The organism is Thermoanaerobacter ethanolicus JW 200, from assembly GCF_003722315.1.
Lineage (GTDB): Bacteria > Bacillota > Thermoanaerobacteria > Thermoanaerobacterales > Thermoanaerobacteraceae > Thermoanaerobacter > Thermoanaerobacter ethanolicus.
In genome coordinates, this window is record NZ_CP033580.1 from 2694689 (window position 1) to 2718801 (window position 24113).

The 24113-nt window shown below is 33.7% G+C and carries 17 protein-coding genes, 2 pseudogenes and 1 riboswitch; of the genes and pseudogenes, 4 read left to right on the forward strand and 15 right to left on the reverse strand.

The window, feature by feature from the left end; genetic code table 11:
- Positions 1–813 precede the first annotated feature (813 nt).
- The 6 genes and pseudogenes from EB239_RS13395 to EB239_RS13420 all read right to left on the reverse strand — a co-directional run bounded on the left by EB239_RS13395 (position 814) and on the right by EB239_RS13420 (position 8417).
- Positions 814–2105, reverse strand: a pseudogene (locus EB239_RS13395) (GGDEF domain-containing response regulator).
- 223 nt (positions 2106–2328) lie between these two features.
- Entirely contained in the window at positions 2329–2487 is a 159-nt protein-coding gene (locus EB239_RS14665) for a hypothetical protein (protein WP_003870073.1), read from the reverse strand.
- A gap of 207 nt (positions 2488–2694) precedes the next feature.
- Positions 2695–4098 carry a methyl-accepting chemotaxis protein gene (locus EB239_RS13400; RefSeq protein WP_003870074.1) on the reverse strand — a complete coding sequence of 468 codons (1404 nt, stop codon included), beginning with the start codon at positions 4096–4098 and terminating at the stop codon, positions 2695–2697.
- Positions 4099–4398: 300 nt separating this feature from the next.
- Positions 4399–5688 (reverse strand): putative bifunctional diguanylate cyclase/phosphodiesterase, encoded by a 1290-nt coding sequence (locus tag EB239_RS13405; protein ID WP_318261403.1) that lies wholly within the window; start codon positions 5686–5688, stop codon positions 4399–4401.
- Between the two features lie 855 nt (positions 5689–6543).
- Positions 6544–7599, reverse strand: a complete 1056-nt coding sequence (locus tag EB239_RS13415) for a protein-glutamate methylesterase/protein-glutamine glutaminase (protein WP_003870077.1) — start codon at positions 7597–7599, stop codon at positions 6544–6546.
- On the reverse strand, positions 7596–8417 hold the full coding sequence (locus EB239_RS13420) for a CheR family methyltransferase (RefSeq protein ID WP_003870078.1): 822 nt from the start codon (positions 8415–8417) through the stop codon (positions 7596–7598). Before EB239_RS13420 ends, EB239_RS13415 begins: the two co-directional genes overlap by 4 nt.
- A gap of 185 nt (positions 8418–8602) precedes the next feature.
- On the opposite strand from EB239_RS13420, the gene EB239_RS13425 reads away from it, so the two are divergent.
- A complete protein-coding gene (locus EB239_RS13425; RefSeq protein ID WP_003870079.1) occupies positions 8603–9967 on the forward strand; it encodes a DDE-type integrase/transposase/recombinase in 1365 nt (454 codons plus the stop codon).
- A 319-nt stretch (positions 9968–10286) separates the two neighbouring features.
- Here EB239_RS13425 and EB239_RS15390 read toward each other — a convergent pair whose 3' ends face one another.
- The 6 genes and pseudogenes from EB239_RS15390 to EB239_RS13455 all read right to left on the reverse strand — a co-directional run.
- Positions 10287–11897, reverse strand: coding sequence for a methyl-accepting chemotaxis protein (locus EB239_RS15390; RefSeq protein ID WP_451919119.1), 1611 nt, complete (start codon positions 11895–11897; stop codon positions 10287–10289).
- A 6-nt stretch (positions 11898–11903) separates the two neighbouring features.
- The gene (locus tag EB239_RS15395; protein ID WP_318261406.1) at positions 11904–13205 is read right to left on the reverse strand and encodes a methyl-accepting chemotaxis protein; all 1302 of its coding nucleotides are present in this window, start codon (positions 13203–13205) and stop codon (positions 11904–11906) included.
- A 41-nt stretch (positions 13206–13246) separates the two neighbouring features.
- On the reverse strand, positions 13247–15349 hold the full coding sequence (locus EB239_RS13435) for a chemotaxis protein CheA (protein ID WP_003870082.1): 2103 nt from the start codon (positions 15347–15349) through the stop codon (positions 13247–13249).
- A gap of 17 nt (positions 15350–15366) precedes the next feature.
- On the reverse strand, positions 15367–15792 hold the full coding sequence (locus tag EB239_RS13440) for a chemotaxis protein CheW (protein WP_003870083.1): 426 nt from the start codon (positions 15790–15792) through the stop codon (positions 15367–15369).
- Positions 15793–15841: 49 nt separating this feature from the next.
- Positions 15842–16195 (reverse strand): response regulator, encoded by a 354-nt coding sequence (locus tag EB239_RS13445; protein ID WP_003870084.1) that lies wholly within the window; start codon positions 16193–16195, stop codon positions 15842–15844.
- Positions 16196–16533: 338 nt separating this feature from the next.
- Positions 16534–16604, reverse strand: a riboswitch (cyclic di-GMP riboswitch).
- Positions 16605–16938: 334 nt separating this feature from the next.
- Positions 16939–17458: pseudogene (locus EB239_RS13455) on the reverse strand (IS3 family transposase); the annotation flags it as partial.
- Between the two features lie 142 nt (positions 17459–17600).
- Between EB239_RS13455 and EB239_RS13460 the strand changes: the two are divergent.
- The 3 genes from EB239_RS13460 (at position 17601) to EB239_RS13470 (ending at position 20462) form a co-directional block, all read left to right on the forward strand.
- On the forward strand, positions 17601–18182 hold the full coding sequence (locus tag EB239_RS13460; protein ID WP_129545157.1) for a DUF6431 domain-containing protein: 582 nt from the start codon (positions 17601–17603) through the stop codon (positions 18180–18182).
- 136 nt (positions 18183–18318) lie between these two features.
- Positions 18319–19644, forward strand: a complete 1326-nt coding sequence (locus tag EB239_RS13465) for a DDE-type integrase/transposase/recombinase (RefSeq protein WP_129545158.1) — start codon at positions 18319–18321, stop codon at positions 19642–19644.
- A 17-nt stretch (positions 19645–19661) separates the two neighbouring features.
- Positions 19662–20462, forward strand: coding sequence for an ExeA family protein (locus EB239_RS13470; RefSeq protein ID WP_129545159.1), 801 nt, complete (start codon positions 19662–19664; stop codon positions 20460–20462).
- 156 nt (positions 20463–20618) lie between these two features.
- On the opposite strand, the gene EB239_RS13475 is transcribed toward EB239_RS13470, so the two are convergent.
- The 3 genes from EB239_RS13475 to mgtA all read right to left on the reverse strand — a co-directional run bounded on the left by EB239_RS13475 (position 20619) and on the right by mgtA (position 23992).
- Entirely contained in the window at positions 20619–20978 is a 360-nt protein-coding gene (locus EB239_RS13475) for an IS3 family transposase (protein WP_129545160.1), read from the reverse strand.
- A 53-nt stretch (positions 20979–21031) separates the two neighbouring features.
- A complete protein-coding gene (locus EB239_RS13480) occupies positions 21032–21307 on the reverse strand; it encodes an IS3 family transposase (protein ID WP_003870218.1) in 276 nt (91 codons plus the stop codon).
- 138 nt (positions 21308–21445) lie between these two features.
- Positions 21446–23992 carry a magnesium-translocating P-type ATPase gene (gene mgtA / locus EB239_RS13485; protein ID WP_003870219.1) on the reverse strand — a complete coding sequence of 849 codons (2547 nt, stop codon included), beginning with the start codon at positions 23990–23992 and terminating at the stop codon, positions 21446–21448.
- Positions 23993–24113 lie beyond the last annotated feature (121 nt).

Genomic DNA, 24113 nt, shown 5'->3' on the forward strand with positions numbered 1-24113 from the left:
CGACTGATTGATTCAGAGTTACTCCCCTTTACTCTATCTAATTAATGAACTGGAGCTGGCAGTGGGATTCGAACCACGACCTGTTGATTACGAATTTATACAAATGTAGTTTATCAGAATTTTTTTGACATGTCAAGAATGTTTGTAAAACTTGATAAATCAAGCATTTAAGATTATTGTTGAAATATGGAAATCATTTTAAATCACTTGAGATTTTCTCAGTTCGCACACAACTCGCACACAAAATTTAATTTGGCTTTGCAACTCAAAACTTAAGTTATTATAACCTATATTTGACAGGTATATCGGAAAAGATTTGATAAATCTGAATTTCTTGTTTAAAAAATTTTGGTAAAATAATCCAGTATTACATCCTAGTTATCTTTAAATCTGTCAATAATGCGGAGTTTGTGTGGTTTTTCAGGCATTGTCAAGTCTTCCTATTAGTTAGTTGTTGTCCAATACAATTTTTTATTATTTTATCACTTAAAAAATTAGTGGCTAATCAGGCAAGATTTTTATCCACAAAACCTTTCTTTTAGCTTATAAAGCCCCCAAAGTGGACCTTGTTCATAACTTTTATTAGGATACAGGTTCTCTAATTGAATATATTTATCATAAACAACTGGGATAGCTTCTTCATTAGCAATAAACCCAAGAAAAATGCAAACTAATGACAATACATACGGACTTCTTATGTCGTCTAAAACATTAAGAAGCTCTTTTGAATAATTCTTTTTACACCTTAGAATTATTTTTGCAAAATGTTCAATGGTCTGGAGAATATGCTGCGCACTATTTTGCCATACCTTTTTACTCGCTCTTTACACAATTTCTTCCTGTACCTTTTGCTTCATAAAGCATATTATCTACTCGTAAAAGAACTGTGTCAATAGTATCAGTGTCCCTATATTCAGTTACTCCAAAGCTTGCTGTTACATCCCCTATTCCTTGCAGTTCTATCGTACTTATGTGTTTTCTAAGCTCTTCAGCCAGATCAACTGCATTATTCAAAAAAGTTTCAGGCAGGAGGATTATAAATTCTTCTCCTCCCCAGCGTGCAAAACAATCTGTTTTTCGTATCCTCTTTTTTACCGTATCGGTAACACTTTTAAGAACCATATCTCCTGCAGCATGCCCAAAACGGTCATTTACGTTTTTGAAGTGATCTAAGTCGAACATAATAAGTGAAAATGGTTTTTTATTCCTTTTTGTTCGCTCTATTTCCTGCTCCAGCATCTGCATAAAAAAACGCCTGTTATAAATATTTGTATAAGGGGATCGGTAATAGATTGGCGGTAAAGCAATTCCTCAAATCTCTTGCGCTCACTTATGTCACGAATAATCCCTATTGCATGCCACGAATCTTTAATTCTAACGGCAGAAAGTGAAAGTTCCACATCAATTTCATAACCGTCTTTATGTCTCGCTTTCATTTCAATTGTTTTACCCACAACATTTCCTTTACCGCTTAAACAGAATTTTTTAAATGCCTCTCTATAGGCTTCGTATAGTCGTTCATCCTGGGTCATAAATGTGTGTAACTCTTTTCCTATTATTTCTTCTTTTGAATAACCAAGTATACGTTCCGCCGCAGGGTTCCAAAAAGTCACATTACCGCTATCGTCAATCATAATAATTGCATATCCTGCATACTCCATTATAGTGTTTAAGATTGCGTTCCTTTCTCTTAAGTCTATTTCTACCTTTTTGCGCTCTGTTTTCGCCTCATAGAGCTTAAAAACCATTTCTATTTGAGATATGAGTACATATTCATCTACACCTTTGGGAACATATCCATAGGCTGAAACTGACTTTACTTTTTCCATTATTTCTTTACTGGCATTAGCAGTTAGAAATAAAATAGGGAGATCTTTATGCTGTTGAATTATTCTTACCGTATCTATCCCGTCGATTGCTCCTCTAAGTTCTATGTCTATAAGGATTAAATCTGGAGTTTGAACATTATTTACTACTTTTTCAATAGCCTCTTCTCCTGATGTAACTATCTCTGTTTTGTATCCGTATTTATTTAGAATGTCTGCCGTTATTTGTGCATTAAGTTTACTGTCTTCTACAATCAGGATTTCCTTTTGGAAAAGCAATCTCCATCAGTTAATGCCTCCAATTAACTAGATTTCAGCAAATATAACTAGATGTAACTTATAAAAACGTTTTGTTCTATTTTTAAAAAATTACTCAAGAGTTTTATTTTCCGAAATATTTACCTAAAAAACACAATTAAAATTTTAGATGCCCTATTTTTATGCATCTAAAATTTAGATTTTTCTCATCATATTTTGCTTTTTTAAATCCTACCGCTTTCTCCTACACTGGTTCAGCTTTCCTAAGAAGCATCTTTATCTGCAAAAAATATCTTTTTAACACTAAATATATCCAAAACTGAGCATAAGTAAGATGCATTAAAACAGCGAAAATCACATTTTTATAGTTTATTTCTCTATTAATTTTCACAGAAGCAATCATTTGTCCTCTATATCATGCAGAATTTAATTTTTTATAAATGTTGTTTTGTAACTTTGTGACCCATTTCCTTTAGTTTTAAACTTTAGATAAGATTATCATAAAATATATTACTCGATAATTATCAAATAGTCGTGTTTATTCCCTCTTGTTAGTTAAATTTAGGCAGTAATAATCAGTTATTAATGCCTAACACAATTTTAGTTTAATTTAAACTTTAAATTTATTTACAGCATTTGCTAAGTCTATAACCATTGAATTTAAGTTTTGTGCTATTGCGGCCACTTCTTCTGATGATGCTGAAAGTTCTTCTGATGAAGCGGCCACTTCTTCTGATGCAGCAGAGTTCTCTTGTGTTACGGCACTTACTGATTCTACCTTAGATAATATTTCATCTTTAGATTTTACTATTTCATCCATTCCTTTATAAGTTCTATCCATAAGTGGTGCTATGTTTTCAACAGATTCTAAAATTTTGCCAAATGCCTCAACAGTGTTTTCTACTACATTTGTTTGAGATTTTATAAAGTTATCTACTTCGTTTGATGTCTTTATTACTTCTTCTGTATCTACTTGTATTGAAGATATGAGTTCGATTATTTCGTTGGTTGATTTTTTAGATTCTTCCGCAAGTTTTCTAACTTCTTCAGCAACTACTGCAAATCCTCTTCCAGCTTCTCCAGCCCTGGCTGCTTCGATAGTTGCATTTAATGCTAGAAGATTTGTTTGTTCTGATATTGATGTTATTACATTGGTTATGTTGCTAATTTCCTTAATTGATTTTGTAAGATTATTAACGTTTGATATAACTATTTCAAATGCATTTCTTATTTCATTTATCGACTTAACAAGCTTGTCCATCTCTTTTTTACCATTGTTAGCCCTATTTGCTGTATTATCTGTTTCATTTTTAACGCTTTGAAGCTCTTTATAAACATTTTCTATATTTTGTGTAAAATCAGCTATTAAGTGTACAATATCTTGTAAATCATTTGCTTGTGATGTCGCGCCCTCTGCAACTTGTTGCATAGTCTCTGCAAGTTCTTGTGAAGATGATGCTATCTCTTCTGATACAGCAGATAAATTTTCTGAATTTATAGTCAGAGTTTCTGCATTTTCTTTAACAATCTTAATTGTTTCCTTTATATTTTCTATCACAATTTTTAATGATCTATTCATTTCAGCAAATTCGTTCTTACCTTCATTATTTATTTCCACTGTAAAGTCATAATTTGATAGTTTTTCAACAAGAACATTGATCTGCTTCATTGAGTTCCTTAATAATTTTGTTATAGCAAATCCTAAAATTAGTGACATTACCATCGACAAGATAGATACTCCTATAAAGATACCTCTTGATTTTGAATAAGCTAAATTTGCTTTATTTACAACTTCCATTAAATTTTTAGCATTTAGTTCAACTGATGATGCCATTTTATAATTATACAAATTATTCATAGCTTCATTTAAAATCTTCATGTTATTTATAGCTAAAAATGAAATTATTCCAAAAGAAATGGCAACTAGTCCTATTAGAATAAAAAGTAAAGTTGTTATTTTTAGATTTTTTAGTATGTTTTTATTCCCTTTTACGTTCGCGTTGTTTCGTAACATTGCCTTACCCCTTTCTTTTATCTATATTATATTGCTTAAATTAAACTTTTCTATATTTTAAATAGGAAACAAAAACAATCCGTCACAATTATAAACAGAAAATTTCTATCTTTTGTAAACGCCAATATATTGTCGATGTTTTCTCCATCTCTAAATATTTGTTTTTAAAATATTATAGTTTTCATAATTCACTTACTCAACTTTCTCTATGTTTTAATTCAAGAAATTGAATATTCACTTGCAGTTTTACCCCATTTGCAGGGCTTTATTAAGCAGTGTTGTTTTTGCTTTTGGTTAATCTTAATGAGGATAATTGAACATCATTTCTATCTCATCTGGAGTTTTAGGTCTCGATATATAATAACCTTGTATTTTGTCACAGCCCCATTCCTTTAGCATACTAAGCTGTTCCTCTGTTTCTACCCCTTCCGCTACGACTTCATAGTTCATTTCCTTTGAGATATACAAAATTCCTTTGATTAATGTTTTTACTTTGTTTTCGTCAATCCTGTCAATAAGGCTTTTGTCCATCTTAATAGTGCTTATAGGAAACTCTACCATGTTTATTAAGGAAGAATATCCAACTCCAAAATCATCTAGCGAAATCTTTATTCCCCTTCTTAAAAATTCGTCTATTTTGTTTACCTTTTGCTCTTTAATGTCTAATATTTGAGTTTCAGTAAATTCTATGCCAATGAGATTTGATGGTATATTGTATTTATTAATAAGCTCATCAAATTTAAAGAAAAACTCATCGTCCCTAAGCTGAAGGGGAGAAACATTGATGTTAACCTTAAGCTCGATACCCTTATTTCGCCAATCTCTTATTTGTTTAAAAACATCTTCAATAATAAAAATACCAAATTCTTTGATGAGACCAGTTTCCTCAAGTACTGGGACAAATCGAGAAGGAGAGATATTGATATATTTGTTGTTTCTCCACCTTGCAAGGGCTTCAACTTCCTTTATCCTATTTTCTCTCAAATCATAAATAGGCTGAAATAAAAGGTAAAACTCGTTGTTTAACATCGCTTTCTTGATATCTACCATCATTTCAGCTTTTTCGATTATCTTGTCCTCTATAGTTTTGTCAAAAATGACATATTTTGATTTGCCCAACTTTTTAGCTTCGAACATTGCAGCATCTGCTTTTCTTATAATATCATCCATATGTTCGCCTATTTTTGATACATAAATGCCGGCGCTCACTGTTGTTAATATATCTCTTTCCTCAACTTTGAAAATATAATTAAATTTTTCTATAACATCTTCTATAACGCTTATTGCTTCATCCAGATTACAGTGAAAAAGAACAACGAACTCATCACCACCAAACCTGAAAATCTTTCCCTTTTCTTTTACTATTTCAATCAGCATATTGCTTATTTCAACTAACACTTTATCCCCAAAATGATGTCCATAGGAATCGTTAATGTATGTAAAATTATCAAAATCAAGGAGTGCAACAACAAATTGGCAATTGCTGGAGCTATAATACTCATATAAAAAATATCTGTTTGGAAGGTGGGTCAAATAATCATAATAATACTTCTTATCTCTAAGTTCCTTTCTCTTCAACACATAAATCATCCTTTCATATTCAATAAAAGTAGACTTTTTGCTCGCATGCATAATTCAGTATATTGCTTTTATCGTTGCCTCTAAAATTGCTAATTTTGAACATCTGCTGTTTTCAAAAAGTCTTTAGTTTAAATACATTGCTCTTTTGATTATAAATTACAATTTTGCCCATTTTGAGAACTTTATTTATTTCTTGTTTTTGGTTTACCTTCATATCCTTCATAATATTTTTTAACAGTTCTCCTATCTATCCCATATTCTCTTGCTAATTCTAAAAAACTAGGTTTTATCTCCATAGCTTTGAATATACTAACACCAGCCTAATATATTTTTCATATTTGGTATCCCTCCAACAAACAGAAGGATACCAAATTCATGTACAAATTTATACATTTTTATTTTCCACTTTTCGTGCATCTTAATTTTTATCATTTACACCTATCCTTTCGGTAGATTCAACCAGTACTATAACTTGAACTGACTTCTGAATGTTCAACTATACCTCTCAGCAGGTTATTCACAGAGAAGATTCTCTCTAAGCATACCATACAGACCTCCCAAAGTAAGACCGATAACCTTCACCCCATGTAACCGTTACATTTACTCCGCAAGGTTCGGACAGTATTGGACTTTGACTTGTCTCGCAGTCTCATCCGCCCCGTATGAGCCTTATATGCAAGTTTCTGTCCGTCGGTTTGGAACTTTACCTTCGGCTTCCTTCAGATTCCACTTCACAATGGATACCATTGCCTTTGGCTATCGAAAATTTTTATGTAAATATATAGTTTTATTTTCAGAAGACAATATTTATATTTATTTCAACCAACAGATTAAATACTTAACTAGCTCACTTCTTCAATAAAATTATATATAAAACATAATTTGCTGATAAATACCTGATAATGGTACCTGAATATCTGCAAGTCCTGCCTCAAAAACTGCTTTTGGCATACCATATACAACACAAGATTCTTCTGCTTCAACTATAACACGTCCATTATATTTTTTTACTGCCTTGCATCCTTCAAGTCCATCATTTCCCATTCCTGTTAGTATAACTGCTAGTAAGCGATCTTTATAAATAGGAGCTGCGGAACTAAGTGTAATATCTACAGACGGTTTGTACAATATTTTGTCATCATGATAATCTTCTATTTTTAAAGTAATTTTTCCATCTATATTTTTATATAATAATGTCTGGAAACCAGCTGGAGCAATATAAATATTACCAGCTTCTAAAATTTCTCCATCTTCCGCTTCCTTAACGTGCAAATTACACATAGCGTCAAAACGTTCAGCTAACGATTTTGTAAAACCTGGTGGCATATGTTGTAAAACAATTATAGGCACACGGATATCGTTCGGGAAAAATGGAAGAATTGATTGAAGGGCAATAGGTCCTCCAGTAGAACATCCTATTATCACAAGATCCACCAGGTTATTCCTTACAGTAATTTTGTTTTCTAATGATTTAATAATATTCTCCGTTGGAATTTTTATTTCTTTAAATGGAATCTTGGCATTTTCAGCAATCGCTTTTAACTTATTTAAAAATTCAGTAGCAGTTTCCTCTTTTGCATCTTCTTTAGTTAATTCACTTTTAAGGAAAAAGTCAACAGCTCCTAATTCTAAAGCTTTAATTGTAGTTTCCGCACCTTCTTCTGTATAATTACTTAACATTACTATAGGAACTGGATTAGTTTTCATTATTTCTTTAAGCGCAGTTATTCCATCCATTTCTGGCATTTCCACATCCATAGTCACAATGTCAGGCTTTAACCTTTGTATCTTTTCTATTGCATCAACTCCATTTCTTGCTATGCCTATAACAGAAAATTGTGGATCTTTTTCAATAATAAGGCTTATATATTTTCTCATAAAAGATGAATCATCAACTACTAATACTCCATATTTTTTCATAAATTTTTGCCCCCCTTTTTATAATAAAAAATAGATGGAGTATATATTGCTTCAAATCCAGAATTCATGCCCGTTATCGTTTCTGCATGACCTAAAAACAAATATCCACCCATTTTTAAGATATCATAAAAAGTATTGATTACTTTTTTAATAGTATTATTATCAAAATATATCAATACATTTTTACATATAATAATATCCACTTTTCCAATTTGGTCTGCTACGTCATTGTCCAAAAGATTTATATATCTAAAGTCAACCATATTCCTAATAGAATCTTTAACCTTATAAGCGTCATCTAATTCAATAAAAAATTTCTCATATGCTCCTTCAGGCATTCTTCTAAAAGAAAAAGATTTTTTTTTATACACACCGCTTTTGGCTTTTTCCAAAACTTTTTTGTTAATATCAGAAGCAATGATTTGCACTTCTCCTGGCTGAAACAACCCACTCTCTTCAACCAACATTCCAATTGTGTAAGGCTCTTCACCAGTCGAACAAGCGGCACTCCATATACGCAAAGGATTTTGGGAGGTACGTCCTACATATTGGGGAAGTATAACTTTCCGAAACTCCTCCAAAAAGTTTTCTTCCCTGAAAAAGTAAGTTTCGTTAACTGTTATCAATTCAATTAAGGTATCCCATTCATTTGGTTCCATGTTGAGATATCCGCAATATTCCCAATAGGATAGCCCAAGTTCTTTTAATCTTCTAGAAACTTTAGACTGAAGAGCCGGAAGATCTTTTTTATAATCAATACCACAGTAACTATTTATAAGTTCTGCTAATTGACTTATTCCGATTGTATCTGCAAACATTACTATACCTCCCCTCGTTGTATGTGTAACGTCAAATTAAAGCCTTAAATTCGCATATCTATAGTCTCTAAAACATTGGAATAAAAATTTTTTCGAGAAAAAGGAGGATTCCCTCCCCTTGGTGTCGTAGGTAGTAGTTGTAGCAAAAACAAACACCATCAACCCAAAGGAGGGAATCCTAATTTATGTTTCGACAACTACTACCCGTTTTCTTTCTTACTCATTTATTAAATTTTTTGCTTAAAATTTCTCTATTCGCTCTCAAACACTTTAAAGTAGATATTCAGCCGCCTGTTGACCTCCAACCTTCAGGCTACAAAGTTTTGTCACCTTTAGAGGATCCTTTACCCCTTGTTGAAAAAGTTGTTGAGAAAAAAGATTACAAGAAAATCCTTGCCGAGGCTGAAGCTCAAGGTAAGCCTATCTCTCATGTTAGACGTATTAAACCCCTTTGTGTTGATGTTGATAAGTGCCCTGTTTGCGGTGCCCCTCCTGATTATTTGTACAGTTTTGGTAAAGACCCTGACGGCTTTCAAAAACTACAGTGTAAAGTGTGTAAACATCAATGGGCTCCTGGTAAACCTGCTCCTAAAAAGTCTCGCCCTACTTACCGCTGCCCTTTCTGCAGGTCTGCCCTTATTCAGGATAAAACTAGAAAGAATTTTACTGTGTTTAAGTGTCGCAATGATAATTGCCCTAAGTGGCTTAACCACCGTAAAAGATATCGCTTCAGAGCTTTTGATGTTGATTTTGATGAACTCTCTTCTTCTCCAAATGCTACCCCTGTTAACCTCGCAAAAAGCCATTTTAGCCCATTCTTGATAGCACAAACTGTTAATTTATACGTAGGTCTCGGTCTTTCTTTAAGGCAAACTGTCTCTGTACTACAGCATATATGGCAAGTTCAAGTCTCTCATCAGACTATACAAAACTGGGTGGTTTCCTTGGCCTCTAAACTCGCTCCGCTTGTTAAGTCTATCAACCTCCCTTTGTCAGGCCTTGTTGTTATTGATGAGACTTACATAAAGGTCAAAGGTAAGTGGCATTACCTTTTTACTGCCTGTGATGGCTTGAGAGGTTTTATTATCTCACAGCACCTTTCTCCTCATAGGGATGCTTTAGCTGCTTTGACAATCCTTAAAGAGGTCATTGACCGTTATAGCAACCACGAATTCATTTTAGTCACAGATAAAGCGCCTATTTATGATGTGGCAGTCCATTTCGCTTCGGTTTTCTTTGGGGCCGATATCCGTCACCGACCTGTGTTGGGAATCTCTCCTCCACCCGGTGGTGACAGTCATACTTACAGACCGTATAAAAACCGTTTAGAACGCTTATTTGGCTCTTACAAGGCTCATTACAAGCGCCATAAGTCTTTTAGTTCTTTTGAAGGTGCTGTCGCTCATGCATTGCTATATCAGCTGTACTACAATCACTTGAAACCTCATGAGGCTTCCGATGGCAAAGTACTTGCACCCCTTAAAGATAAACATGGCCACCAAGTGGATAATTGGGCTAAACTGATTCAATGGTTTGTTGAGCTTAATTAAACTCTATAATCTTGACAACTTTTATGTGGTAAGTTAGACTGTATTTGAAATAGTCTAGCTTACCATAGGGTAATGTTTGCCTTCTTTGCCCATAAAAGCTTAGATTTTATTTACTTATAGTTTTTTCCTAGGTGTCATTTTAAGTTATTGATTTAATAATCACTAATTTCTTTGCTAACTACTACCTACAATTTCTATTTTTTAGGGAATCCTCATGTTCTTACTTGACGCTACCGTTGTATGAAAAAATTGTGTAAAGCTATCTTCCCATCAGAATCTAATATCCTCCTAATGGGCACAGCTCAATCTACTTTTTTGTCTAATTACGAACTAATTCTTCAAGCTCTTCGTGAATTACCTTAGGATAGTCAGAAAGTTCTTTTGTCGCTACCGTCAATTTCTCTATATCTTTGGTATTCATATCCGCAGTTCTACCTATTTCAGAAATAAACTTCATCATTTGTTCAATTTTCTCAGCCTGAACTTTAGTTTCGCTCGTTATTTTTTTCGCTTGTTCCGTAACATTCATAATATTTTCAAATACAACATCAACATTTGAAGACTGCTTTTTCAATACAGTGGTAATCTGTTTAATTTGTTCGCGTGAATTTGCTACAGTTTTTACAATTTCTTCGACTCCTTTTGCTTGCTCCTCAGCTGCTAAAGCAATTTGTTCCGCTTGTATAGTCACATTCTCTACCGCTTGTACTATATTTTGCCCTTGGGTTGCCTGCTCTTTCACTGCTGTACTAATTTGACGTACCTGCTCCCTTGCACTCGCTACTCCTTTTATTATTTCTTCGACTCCTTGAGCTTGTTCCTTTGTTGCCTGCGTGACCTGAGCCGCTTGATTTGTTACATTCTCTACCGCTTGTACTATGTTTTGCCCTTGGGTTGCCTGCTCTTTCATCGCTGTACTAATTTGACGTACCTGCTCCCTTGCACTCGCTACTCCCTTTATTATTTCTTCGACTCCTTGAGCTTGTTCCTTTGTTGCCTGCGTGACCTGAGCCGCTTGATTTGTTACATTCTCTACTGCTTGTACTATGTTTTGCCCTTGGGTTGCCTGCTCTTTCATCGCTGTACTAATTTGACGTACCTGCTCCCTTGCACTCGCTACTCCCTTTATTATTTCTTCGACTCCTTGAGCTTGTTCCTTTGTTGCCTGCGTGACCTGAGCCGCTTGATTTGTTACATTCTCTACTGCTTGTACTATGTTTTGCCCTTGGGTTGCCTGCTCTTTCACCGCTGTACTAATCTGACGTACTTGCTCCCTTGCACTCGCTACTCCTTTTATTATTTCTTCGACTCCTTGGGTTTGTTCCTTTGTCGCTAAAGCAACTTGTTCTGCTTGATTTGTTACATTCTCTACTGCTTGTACTATGTTTTGCCCTTGGGTTGCCTGCTCTTTCACCGCTGTACTAATCTGACGTACCTGCTCCCTTGCACTCGCTACTCCTTTTATTATTTCTTCAACTCCTTGAGTTTGTTCCTTTGTTGCCTGCGTGATCTGCGTTGCCTGTTCAGAAACTACCTTCATGGAATCCAGTACTTTAGCACTTCCTTTATTCTGTTCCTCTGTAGCTACAGCAATCTGCCGAATTTCCGCATTCATGTTTTCAATACCACCAATAATCTCTTCAATTACTTTACGCATCTCATCACTCAGCTTTGTTCCATACTCTACTTTTTCCGTTCCTACCTCAATTGCTTTTATGGCTTGAGCGGTTTCGCCTTGAATACCTCTTATAAGTGCAGAAATTTCTTTAGTTGCGGCAGCCGTCCTTTCAGCAAGTTTCCTTACTTCATCAGCAACAACAGCAAAGCCTTTCCCATGTTCACCTGCTCTAGCAGCTTCTATGGCAGCATTTAATGCAAGCAAATTAGTCTGTTCTGCAATGTCGTCAATAACTTCAATAATGCTTCCAATTTTTTCTTAACTTTTTCCAAGATTATTGATTACATCTCCCGCATGAGAAATGACCGATGATATTTCTTTAATTGCAGAAAGAGTATCATCTACTGCTTTTTGTCCGATTTTTGCTTCGTTTTGCAACGTATCACTTAGTTTATTAATATTTTGAGCATTATTAGCAACTTGATTTATTGAAGAAACCATGTTTTCAATAATGCCATATGTTTCTAATGCTGAGTTTTGCAGTTGTTCTGCATTACCTGCTACTCCTTTTATAGATTTCCCCATCTCTTCAATCGAAGCCGATATTTCTTCTACAGCACTTGCTGTAATCTCTGCGTTCCCTGATACCTGATTTATAGATGCAATCATCTCTTGTATCGCTGCTGCTGCTTCTTCAGCAGAGCCCTTTAAACTTTCTGCATTACCTGCTACCCCTTTTATGGACTTCCCCATCTCTTCAATCGAAGCCGATATTTCTTCTACAGCACTTGCTGTAATCTCTGCGTTCCCTGATACCTGATTTATAGATGCAATCATCTCTTGTATCGCTGCTGCTGCTTCTTCAGCAGAGCCCTTTAAACTTTCTGCATTACCTGCTACCCCTTTTATAGATTTCCCCATCTCTTCAATCGAAGCCGATATTTCTTCTACAGCACTTGCTGTAATCTCTGCGTTCCCTGATACCTGATTTATAGATGCAATCATCTCTTGTATCGCTGCTGCTGCTTCTTCAGCAGAGCCCTTTAAACTTTCTGCATTACCTGCTACCCCTTTTATAGATTTCCCCATCTCTTCAATCGAAGCCGATATTTCTTCTACAGCACTTGCTGTAATCTCTGCGTTCCCTGATACCTGATTTATAGATGCAATCATCTCTTGTATCGCTGCTGCTGCTTCTTCAGCAGAGCCATTTAAACTTTCTGCATTACCTGCTACCCCTTTTATAGATTTCCCCATCTCTTCAATCGAAGCCGATATTTCTTCTACAGCACTTGCTGTAATCTCTGCGTTCCCTGATACCTGCTGAACACTGGTAGCTATTTCCCCTATTGAACTATTTGAGTACTCTATGACTTTTGTTAATTGTTCCACATTTTTTGTTACACTATCAATTGAATTTGATAATTCTTCTGCCATACTATTAGTAGATTTGATATCAGAAAATTGCTCAATTGTTATTTTTGCAATCTGTTCCGTAATATTAGATAAATATCCCATTTTTTCATCAAACGCTTTAGCAGAATTTATTGCTATATGCACATTTTTGGAAAGTCCTGAACTCTCAATGAATTTCATAGCTATACTTTTTTTGAATCCCATAAACTATTTCCTCCTTATTTGTTTATTAAGTTTTATACATGTTATTTTTCTGACTGTTCAAAATCTATCTTGGAAACTCTTTTGCTGCCCACCATCTTTGCGATTCCTACCACATCTAATATACAGGCTACACTCCCATCACCTAAAATTGTTGCTCCTGAAAAACCTTCTACTTTACCAACATATGAGCCAAGTGGTTTAACAACAATTTCCTGATTACCAACCAATTCATCTACCACAAGGCCAAATCGCTTTTCAGCAACTCCCAAGACTACTATAAAGATGTTTTTCTTTCTTTCTGGTCGCAAAATATTGAAGTAATCATGAAGCCATATGAGTGGCAGAACTTTTCCCCTAATTACAGCCACCGCTTGCCCTTTTACATATTCAATTTCGTCTTCAGGTTTTCGAACTATTTCAAGTACATTACTCATAGGAATTGCATAAGTCTCTCTATTTATCTTGACCAATAACCCTGTAAGTATAGCTAAGGTAAGAGGCAGCTTGAGTATAAATTTTGTACCTTCTCCCTGTTTTGTCTCTATATCAATAATTCCATTTAACTTGTCTATACGACTTCGTACTATATCCATTCCTACTCCACGACCTGAAATATCCGTGACCGTTTGAGAAGTTGAAAAACCTGTATAGAAAATAAGATTAATAATTTCATGTTCAGACAAAGATTCAGCTTCTTGTGCTGTAAGAATTTGCTTCTTTGTAGCAGTTTCTTTCACTTTTTTTAAATCAATTCCACGGCCATCATCTTCCACTGTAATCACAACATGATTTTCTTGGTGAAAAGCACTAATGCGTAAAACACCTTTTGAAGTTTTTCCAGCCTTTACTCGCTTTTCTGGCGTTTCAATTCCATGATCAATAGCATTTCTAATAAGGTGGATTAAAGGATCAGTTATATCTTCTATAATTGATCTATCCATTTCCGTTTCTCCACCCTCAAGAATCAATTCAACTTCCTTGTTTAAAGATTCAGACAAATCTCTCACCATGCGTGGGAAACGGTTAAACAATTGCTGAATTGGCAACATCCGAGTTTTCATGACGTCCTCTTGAAGCTCACTAATTATTCTTGAAACATGATTTGATATTTCCAAAAGTTCTTCAACCGTATTATCTGAGGTATATCGGTTATGTAATGCATTTCCAACTTGAGCAATTCTTGTTTGCTCAATTACCAGCTCCCCTACCAAATTCATCATTTTCTCAAGCTTCTCTACGTCTACTCGAACAGTTTGACTAATTTTCCTCTCAATGCCGTTATCCTTGTTTAAGATACTGTCGTTGCGCTCTTCTTTTTTGTTTTCTGTTATAGCAAGTTGATGTTGTAACACGTCTGTATCATACGGATAGACTTTTATACTATCAACATCCATCAGCTCATTATGTGCTTTCGTTTCAATTGTCTTCGCATCTAGTTGGGTTATTACAAGATACGAAACTTTGCTTATTTCGGCATCATCTTGAATTTCTAATATATTTGGTTCAGTTCCAATTACAGTCCCTATTTCATTAAAATAGTTATATATTAAATAAACACGGGCCAATTTCATAAGGCTATCATTGGAAATTTTTACTTCACATAACCAGCAATTTAATCCTGCTTTTATTGCTTGTTCAATCTGTATTTGCTGGTTTATGTCAAGTGCAAATATTGTATTTACATTACTTTGGTCTATATTTTTAACTATAATATCCTTTTTTTCTGTGGTATTTTCGTTTTGATTATATTCACCGGAGAGTACTTTATTTAACTCACCTAAAACAGAAGATATATCTGTTTTAATGTCATTTCTGTCAGATAAGAAGTCTCTTTTTAGCAATCTCAAATTATCCAAGCATTGAAAAAGAATATTTATGACTGGTTTTGTGGCTTTAAGGCGATGGTTTCGTATTTTATCTAATACATTTTCCATTTCATGAGTCAAAATCTTCATTTTTTCAAACCCTATTGCTGATGAAGAACCTTTGAGTGTATGGGCTACTCGGAATATTTTTTGTATTACTTCTGGTGTTTCACCATTTTGTTCTAATTCTAAAATGCCTTCTTCGAGAAGTTGTAATTGTTCTTCAACCTCATCAAGAAATGCCCCTATCATCTCTGGATTATCATATATTCCAGCCATGTTACACCCCCTTTCTTCTATTCGTAAAGAACCTTGTCAATTTTTAAAATACTAACAACACCACTATCAGTAATTCCTATACCTTCAAAATAGCTACCATCAATTCCAGCAACCATTTCAGGAGGTGGTTGAACGTCTGAAAATTTGATAACTTGGTTTACTCTATCAACTATTATGCCAACCATTTCATCTCTGCTTTTTAATACAACTATACGAGTTGATTTAGTAGTCGAATAATTGTTAAGTCCAAATCTTTTATGTAAATTAACAACAGGGACAATTTTGCCACGCAGATTTATGACTCCTTCTAAAAATGGTTTACTGTTATGAACTACAGTAATTTTCTGCATTTTTATGATTTCATAAATATCGCTAATTTTTAATGCATACCTTTCGTTGTCCAATTCATATACAACATATTGAATATCTAATAGCTCGTTCAAATTGTTACCTCCTTCTAAAAATATTTTTTATCCTTACGTACCCCTAAAGTTATAATTTACTCAAAGTTTGAATAACATAGTCTTCTTTAAATGGTTTTACAATAAAACCTTTTGCGCCAAACATAACAGCCTCCTTAACATATAATTCCTGTCCTAGAGCTGAAATCATAACAACTTTTGCATTAGGGTCAAAAGCCCTTATTTCTTTTAATGCTTGCACCCCATCCATTTCAGGCATTGTAATGTCCATTGTTACTATATCAGGTTTCAATTCTTTATATTTTTCAATTGCAACAACACCGTTTTCAGCTTCTCCGACCACTTCAAATCCATTTTTTTTAAGTAAAGTTTTTAGTATCATTCTCATAAAAGTTGCATCATCAACAATAAGTACTTTTTTCATTTTTTTACCTCCCTTATTAGGGTGCCGTTAAAAGTTTTTACTCTTAAAGTAGTCTTTATCTTGTTGCTACCTTGATTTTTGGGACTTTCATTTTTATTCTCTTGAAAACCTTCTTAAATCTTCGCCTGAATTTCTGTCAAGGTTGAGAACTCGTTCATTCCAGGTTTAGTAAAATTTCAATGGCTCATTTTATAATTTTGCTAAAGGGTGGAAATCATTCATATGAACATATGTTTTACATATAACTTTTTATACTATCGCTTATCTTAAAAAATAGAAACCTAATATACCAAAACAGGCAATTGTTCGGATTGCCTGTTTTAAACTTAAATTTACAAATTGGCAACCCAGCCGTCATAGTATTTGCATACTGTAGACCTGTGGCTTTGCGCCCTTGCCTTTTTCAATATATTATTTAATATATTTAGTATGTATTTACATTCTTTAGAAGTTATTTTAAAATCTTTTAGATATTTTTAAATTATAACTTCTACACAGCAAAGCAGTGGCATATACTTCGTTAGTAAAAGTTTTATTTTTACATTATTACTCACTAAAATACCGTATTCGACAAAAAAATCGTTTTTCCTTCTTCACAAATAAAAAAATTTTAAAAAATCAGAATTTTTAATCGTCAATTTACTTATTAATAAGTTTATAGCATTGTTTTCCAATGTTCCTAAAACTATATCTCAAATGAATTGGATTTATGTCAATATAGTAGACACAAAAACTCGAAATTTTTATGCTGACTTTTTAATTAAATCCTCAAATTGTTGCGGAGTCATATACCCTATACTACTATGTAGTCTCTTTCTATTATACCAAGATTCAATATACTCAAATATGGCAAGTCTGGCAGTATCAAAATCATGGTAAGTAGCTAAATTTACTTCTTCTTTTTTTTAAAGAAGCATGAAAAGATTCTATACATGCATTATCATAAGGGCATCCTTTGTGACTAAATGAGTGTTTTATGTTGCCTTTGGATAATATATATTCTTGAAATTTGGTGCTTGTATACTGTGAACCTAAATCACTATGGAGTATAAGCTCCTCCTGTGGCTTTTGAGCATTATAGGCATTTTCTACAGCACGAATAGCAAGCTCTGTATCCATCGTTTTAGAAAACGCATAGCCAATGACTTTCTTGGTATAAAGATCTATTACTGTCGCAAGGTAACACCATTTGTCCTTAACAGTATAAATATATGTTATATCAGTAACCCACTTTTGATTAATTGTAGTGGTAGAAAAATCCCTGTTGTCATTTTTCAAATTAATTTAGCCCAAAACCGATAAAATTTTTCAGATTAAATAATCTTGTGATAAAATTAATGCTAAAGGAATTTAAAAAAATTTTTTCAGATTCCTTTAGCATTAATTTTAATTGGAGAGGTTACTTATGCAAATAATTTTCCATGTTGATAACATTGAAGGATATTTACATAAAGGTAAAGATTACAATTTTCCTGCCCCACCAGATAGATGTCCTTATCCCGATTGCAAGTGTAAAGTAAAACTAAAAAAGCACGGGTTTTATTACCGTTACTATTTAGACGGATCCAATTGTATAAAAATAGCTATAAGAAGATACATATGCCCTGTGTGTAAAAGGACTCTTTCCTACCTTCCTGATTTCTGTATTCCTCATTTTCAGTATTCTTTCAATATGATTGTAAAGTCTTTAAAAGAGACACTTACAAGAGAAAAAACTCTCAGTTCTTTCATAAGTGGGTTAAAAAGAAACTTCCCTACCATACTATTTTCAAGACAGCATATATATTTTTACACCAAAAGGATAATGAATAATTTAAGTTTTATCATATACGGATTAAGGCAAATAAACCCTTACATAAAGTTATCTGAGACTGACTCACAAAGAGAGAGGGCCAGAGAGATTTTGGACATAATAAGCATTGTACCACTCTTCTCCCAACGGTTTTATGCTCATTGCCAAAAATCATTTCTGGCCTCTCTCACATAATTTTAGCATTAAACCCGAAAGATTTAAATAAAAATTTTGATTTTTTCTTAGCAACATAACTTTTTCCTTTAATGTCCCCCAGGTATGAGCTAAAATTACGATTAAGAAATCAAAAAAGTGAAGGGGGAACATATAAATGCTTGATGAAAAAGCGAGAGAAGCTATAGCATTAAAGAGATTTTCACTGATAAGTCCGGTGCTAAACGGACAGGTAAAAAATCAGAAAGAATATTTTGATGCTCTTTCCGATAAACCTATTGAGATACCTTATCTTGGAATGAGAAGATATACTCCCAAGACACTTAGAGGGTGGCTATATCAGTATTTAAGAGGCGGTATAGAAGCGTTAAAGCCGGGTTATCGAAGCGACAGAGGCAAATACAGAAAGATAGACTTTGAACTTTCAGAGAAAATAAAGCAAAAGAAGCTTGAACATCCTGAAATGCCAAACAAACTTCTTTATGAGACATTGATAGGAGAAGGAATAATATCACCGGATAAAGTATCCCTTTCGACATTCTATAGGTTTTTGAAAAACATTCCTGTAAAATCTTTAGATAAAGAAAAAGAGGGTAAAACAAAGAGGTTTTCCCATGAATACATCAATGAACTGTGGCAAACTGATGTCATGTATGGGTCATATATTAAAGAAGGTAAAACAAAAAGGCAAACGTACCTTATTGCATATATAGATGATGCTTCCAGGCTGTGTACCTATGCTCGCTTTTACTATACCCAGAATTTTTTAGCTTTAAGAGACTCATTTAAAGAAGCAGTGCTAAGAAGGGGAATACCCAAAATGCTCTACACTGACAATGGAAAGATATATAGAAGCACTCAATTGGAGTATATCTGTGCTTCACTAGGTACATCTCTTATTCATGCTGAGCCCTTTTCACCTCATTCAAAAGGGAAAGTAGAAAGATTCTTTCATACGGTGAGAATGAGATTTTTAAGCACAATAGATCCTACATCCATAAAGAGTATAGATGAGCTTAATATGATGTTTTTTAAATGGTTGGAGGAGGATTACAACCGAAAAGAACACAGCAGTATTGGCATGAGTCCTTTAGATTTTTTCATGTCTCAAATATCAAGGGTAAATATGTGTGGTGACATAGATATGTTGAATGAATGTTTTCTCATAAGAGTAAATCGTAAAGTAAACAAAGATGCTACACTTAAAGTGGAAAATATACTTTATGAAACAGAAGAAAAGTTTAAAGGTATGCGCTTAGAAGTCAGATATGATCCGCAGTGGCTTAAGGATAATACACCCCTTTTACTTTTTCATGAAGGCAAAAAAGTAGGGGAAGCGTATAAGGTAAATTTTCATGATAATGCTAAAATTCCTGTAGAATATATCGAAGACAGAAAGGTTGTAAGCGAAAATGAAGATACTGTGGATTTTGCGGCAAAACCTAATTCCCCAGTAATATCCTTTAATGATATCATTGATTAAAAAAAGAGGTGTTTACAATGTTTACCCAATATTTTGGAATGAAATTTAATCCATTTTCTAAAGAGATAAGTGTAAACGACCTTTACATAAGTGAAGACATTGCTGAATTAAATGCCAGGCTAAAATATTTACAAGAAACAAGGGGTATAGGACTTGTCGTTGGGGAGGCCGGTTCAGGCAAATCTACCGCATTAAGAAGATATGCTGAAAGCCTCAATCGTTCTACATTTAAACCATGTTACTTTGCCCTTTCTACACTCACAGTGAGAGAATTCTATCAAGCATTGGCTATGATTTTAGGCGAAACACCCTCATACAAAAAAGTAACGCTCTTTCACCAGATACAAAGAGCGATAACAGAACTTTATTACAGCCAGAAGATAACTCCTGTCATAATATTAGATGAAATACAACTGGTTTCTAATGATGTTCTTGAAGATTTGAGAATAATATTTAACTTTAATATGGATTCTCAAAACCCGTATATATTGATACTTTCAGGACAACCACACATAAGAAACAAACTAGCCTTGAATGTAAACAGTGCACTAAGGCAAAGAATTTCTATAAAGTATGTAATGCAAGGGCTAAAAAAAGAAGAAATTCAAGATTATATAAAAACAAGAATGAAAATAGCCGGAATGGTGGATGATATATTTACACCATCAGCATATGAGGCAATATATTCTCTAACAAAAGGGCTCCCAAGGATAATAAATAACCTGGTAACAGCTTCTTTACTCTATGCGTATTCTAAAAGGCTAAGAGAAATAGATGAAGAAGTAATATACCAGGCACAAAATGAAATCAGTTTATGAGAGTAGTAGCTTTCGCTACTCTCATTTTTTATTATACATCAATTAACCCAAATTGCCAATAACAGATATTAACATATTTTGGCGGTTATGCTCTTAAAAAGTGAAAAAAATTTTTAATCAGGCTGTAATAATTTGAGAAAAAATACTTTTATACACTTAAAAAATGCCATTATAATTTGAAAATCTTTGGAGATTTAATTTGAGAATTGACACCCTGTTTAAAATGTTTTCTCTTTCTTCTACTCTATTGTTAGAACTGTAAGGTTTAAACTTTTTGATAATTATAGATTTTATACCTAATTTATTCATAAGTCTTTGGACTCTTTTAAGACTTATATCATAGCCTTTATTTACAAGCATTTTGTGAATTTTGGGAGCTCCGTAACGCTTTTTGCTTTCTTCATATATCTTCATTATTTCTTCCTCATACATCCTGTTTTCTCTACTTCTCTTGCTTTCTGTTTTATGAAGATACTTATAATAGGAGCTCCTTGAAACCTTTAAAACTTCACACATTAATTTAACATCATGATATTTTTTATTTTCCTCAATAAACTCAAATATAGAGCTTACTCCTTTGCGAATATGGCCATGGCTTTTTTTAATATTTCATTCTCCTCTTCAAGCCTTGCCATCTTCTTTAACATAGCCTGATATTCTGCTGCTGTAATTGTTGTGCCTTTGTTGTCTATATTTATTGGTTTTGCTTTTTTTAACCAACCTGATATTGTGGATTTTGAAATGCCATATTCGCTTGAAAGCTCTGCTAGACTTTTACCATAGTTATACAACTCTACTATAGTATTCTTGAATTCATCATTGTATTTTCTTTGTCCTCTTGGCATTTTGTAGACACTTCCTCTCTTTATATTTCTATTTTATCCTGTTCGAGTTAAAGTGTCTGCAATAATATACCTACACCACCTGCAATTCTACTGCATTAACCCATATTCTTATTTCTTTTGGACAGTATACACTAAAACTTAGTTTTTAACTTTTTTATAGAACAATTTTTTAATAATTTCAGCCATTAAGACATACACCATTATTACAGTTGCAATAAGGAGCAACACCCAAAAAGGAATTGCCTGAAATCCTAATATTCCTGCTATGGGAGAATAAGGTATAATAAGTGTTGCAATGCAAACACAAGAGGTTGCAATTACTAAATATTTACCAGGAATGCTTTTAAAAAATGGTTTTCTAGTTCTTATAACCAAAACAATTAATGAAGCTGATATAACCGATTCAATAAACCAGCTCGTTCTAAACTGTACATCTGAGGCATGAACGATGAACATAAGTACACCAAACGTTAAATAATCAAAAATAGAACTTATTAAACCAAACACAATCATAAACCTGCGAATAAAACCTATGTCCCAACGTCTTGGAACCATGATCATATCCTCATCCACAGAATCTGTCGCAATTGTCATCTCTGGAAAATCAGTCAATAGATTAGTCAGCAAAATTTGTTTCGGCAACAATGGAAGAAACGGTAAAAATAATGATGCTCCAGCCATACTAAACATATTGCCAAAATTAGCGCTGGTTGCCATAAACACATATTTCAATGTATTGGCAAATGTTATTCTTCCAGCTTTAACACCCTCTATTAAGACATTTAAGTCTTTCTCTAGCAAAACGATATCTGCTGCTCTTTTTGCTACATCAACAGCACTATCTACAGAAATGCTTACGTCTGCAGCATGAAGAGCTGATGCGTCATTTATACCGTCGCCCATATATCCTACAACATAACCTGCTTTTTTTAAAGCTATTATTATGCGTTCTTTTTCATTTGGCTCAATTTCAGCAAAGACAGCAACTTCCCTAACTTTCTCAATAAGTGCTTCGTCGCTGATATCATGGATTTCAGAACCAGTTAAAACTTTCATGCCTTTTATTCCCAGTTGCTGCACAATATTAGAAGCAATCAGTTTATTATCTCCTGTAATTATTTTTAATGAAATCCCTAATTCTTTAAGGTCCTCTATTGTCTTAGCTATATTTGGCTTAAGAGGATCAAAGAAGGTGATAAAGCCTAAAAAGGTCATATCCGATTCTGTTTCATCTTTTACCATTGTTTCAGTCCCAATAATATTCTTATATGCAACGCCAAGGGTTCTGTATCCTTTATCGCTGTATTCCCTGTATTGCTTTTGAATAAAATCTTGAATCGTTTTTATATCAACAACTTTTCCGTCTTCAATTTCCGCATTTTTGCATACCTTAATAATATTATCCAAGGCACCCTTTGTAATCATAATATAAGATTGAGCTTCATTAGTACTTTTATTAGATTTGCTTAATATTATGCTTAATCTTTTCCTGACAAAATCATAAGGGCGTTCATCCAGCTTTATGTAATCCCTTGTATCAAATTCTTTAAATGTTCTTATTGCTTCATCAATGGGATTTATAAAACCAGATTCAAAGTATGCATTAAGATAAGCATAAAAAAGAACCTTATCACTTTGATTTCCAATAACATCAAAAGTTGATTGAAGTTTAACGATTCCTTCAGTCAGAGTACCTGTTTTATCTGAACATAACACATCCATACTTCCAAAGTTTTCAATAGAAGCAAGTCGTTTTACAATAACTTTTACCCGTGCCATCATTTTAGCTCCATGTGCAAGATTTATACTAATGATGGCAGGAAGCAGCTGAGGGGTTAAGCCAACAGCAATTGCAAGAGAAAAAAGGAAGGAATCAAGAACAGGACGCTTTAAAAATACATTAATAGCAAAAATAGTCATTGTTAATATTAATGTAACCTCCATTAAAAAATAACCAAAGTGCTTAACTCCGCGTTCAAATTCAGTTTCTAAGGGTCTGATTTTCAACCTTTCCGAAATCCTACCGAATTCTGTTGTTTTCCCTGTGCTTATAATCACAGCTTTTGCGGTTCCACTGACAACATGGGTTCCCATCCATAAACAATTTCTTCTCTGGCTGAGGGAAGTTTCAAAAGGCAAAACACCAACCTCTTTATCTGTCGGAAAGGTTTCCCCTGTTAAGATGGCTTCGTCGATACTTAGTGAATTTGATTCCAGTATCAAACTATCCCCAGGTACAACTGCACCTGCTTTTAACATTACAATGTCACCAGGGACTATTTCCTCAACAGGAATTTCTGCAGACTTTCCATCACGAAGCACTGTTGCTTTAATCTGTACTATCTCAAGCAATTTTTGAACTGCGTTATTTGCATTATATTCCTGCCAAAAACTTAAAAGACCACTCACAAGAATTATTGTTAAAATGATTATTGCATCAACCGTATCGTGAAGAAAAAATGAAAGTCCTACAGCAAAAAATAATATTAAAATTATTGGGCTTTTGAATTGGGATATAAAAATGTCCAAAGCATTGTTGTCTTTTTTTGGTTTTATTGAATTATAACCGTATGTGACAATTCTTTTTTTGGCTTCAGTGTTTGATAAGCCATCTTTACTTGTTTCAAGGTTTTTAAGAACATCTTCTGCAGGTATTGACCAAAAACCTTGTCTTAAATCTTTCATATGAAAAACACTTCCTCTCTTTATATTTCTATTTTATCCTGTTCGAGTTAAAGTGTCTACAATAATATACTAACACCATTAGACGTTTATGAAGAAACTATGGTAACATGTTTACTTAAAG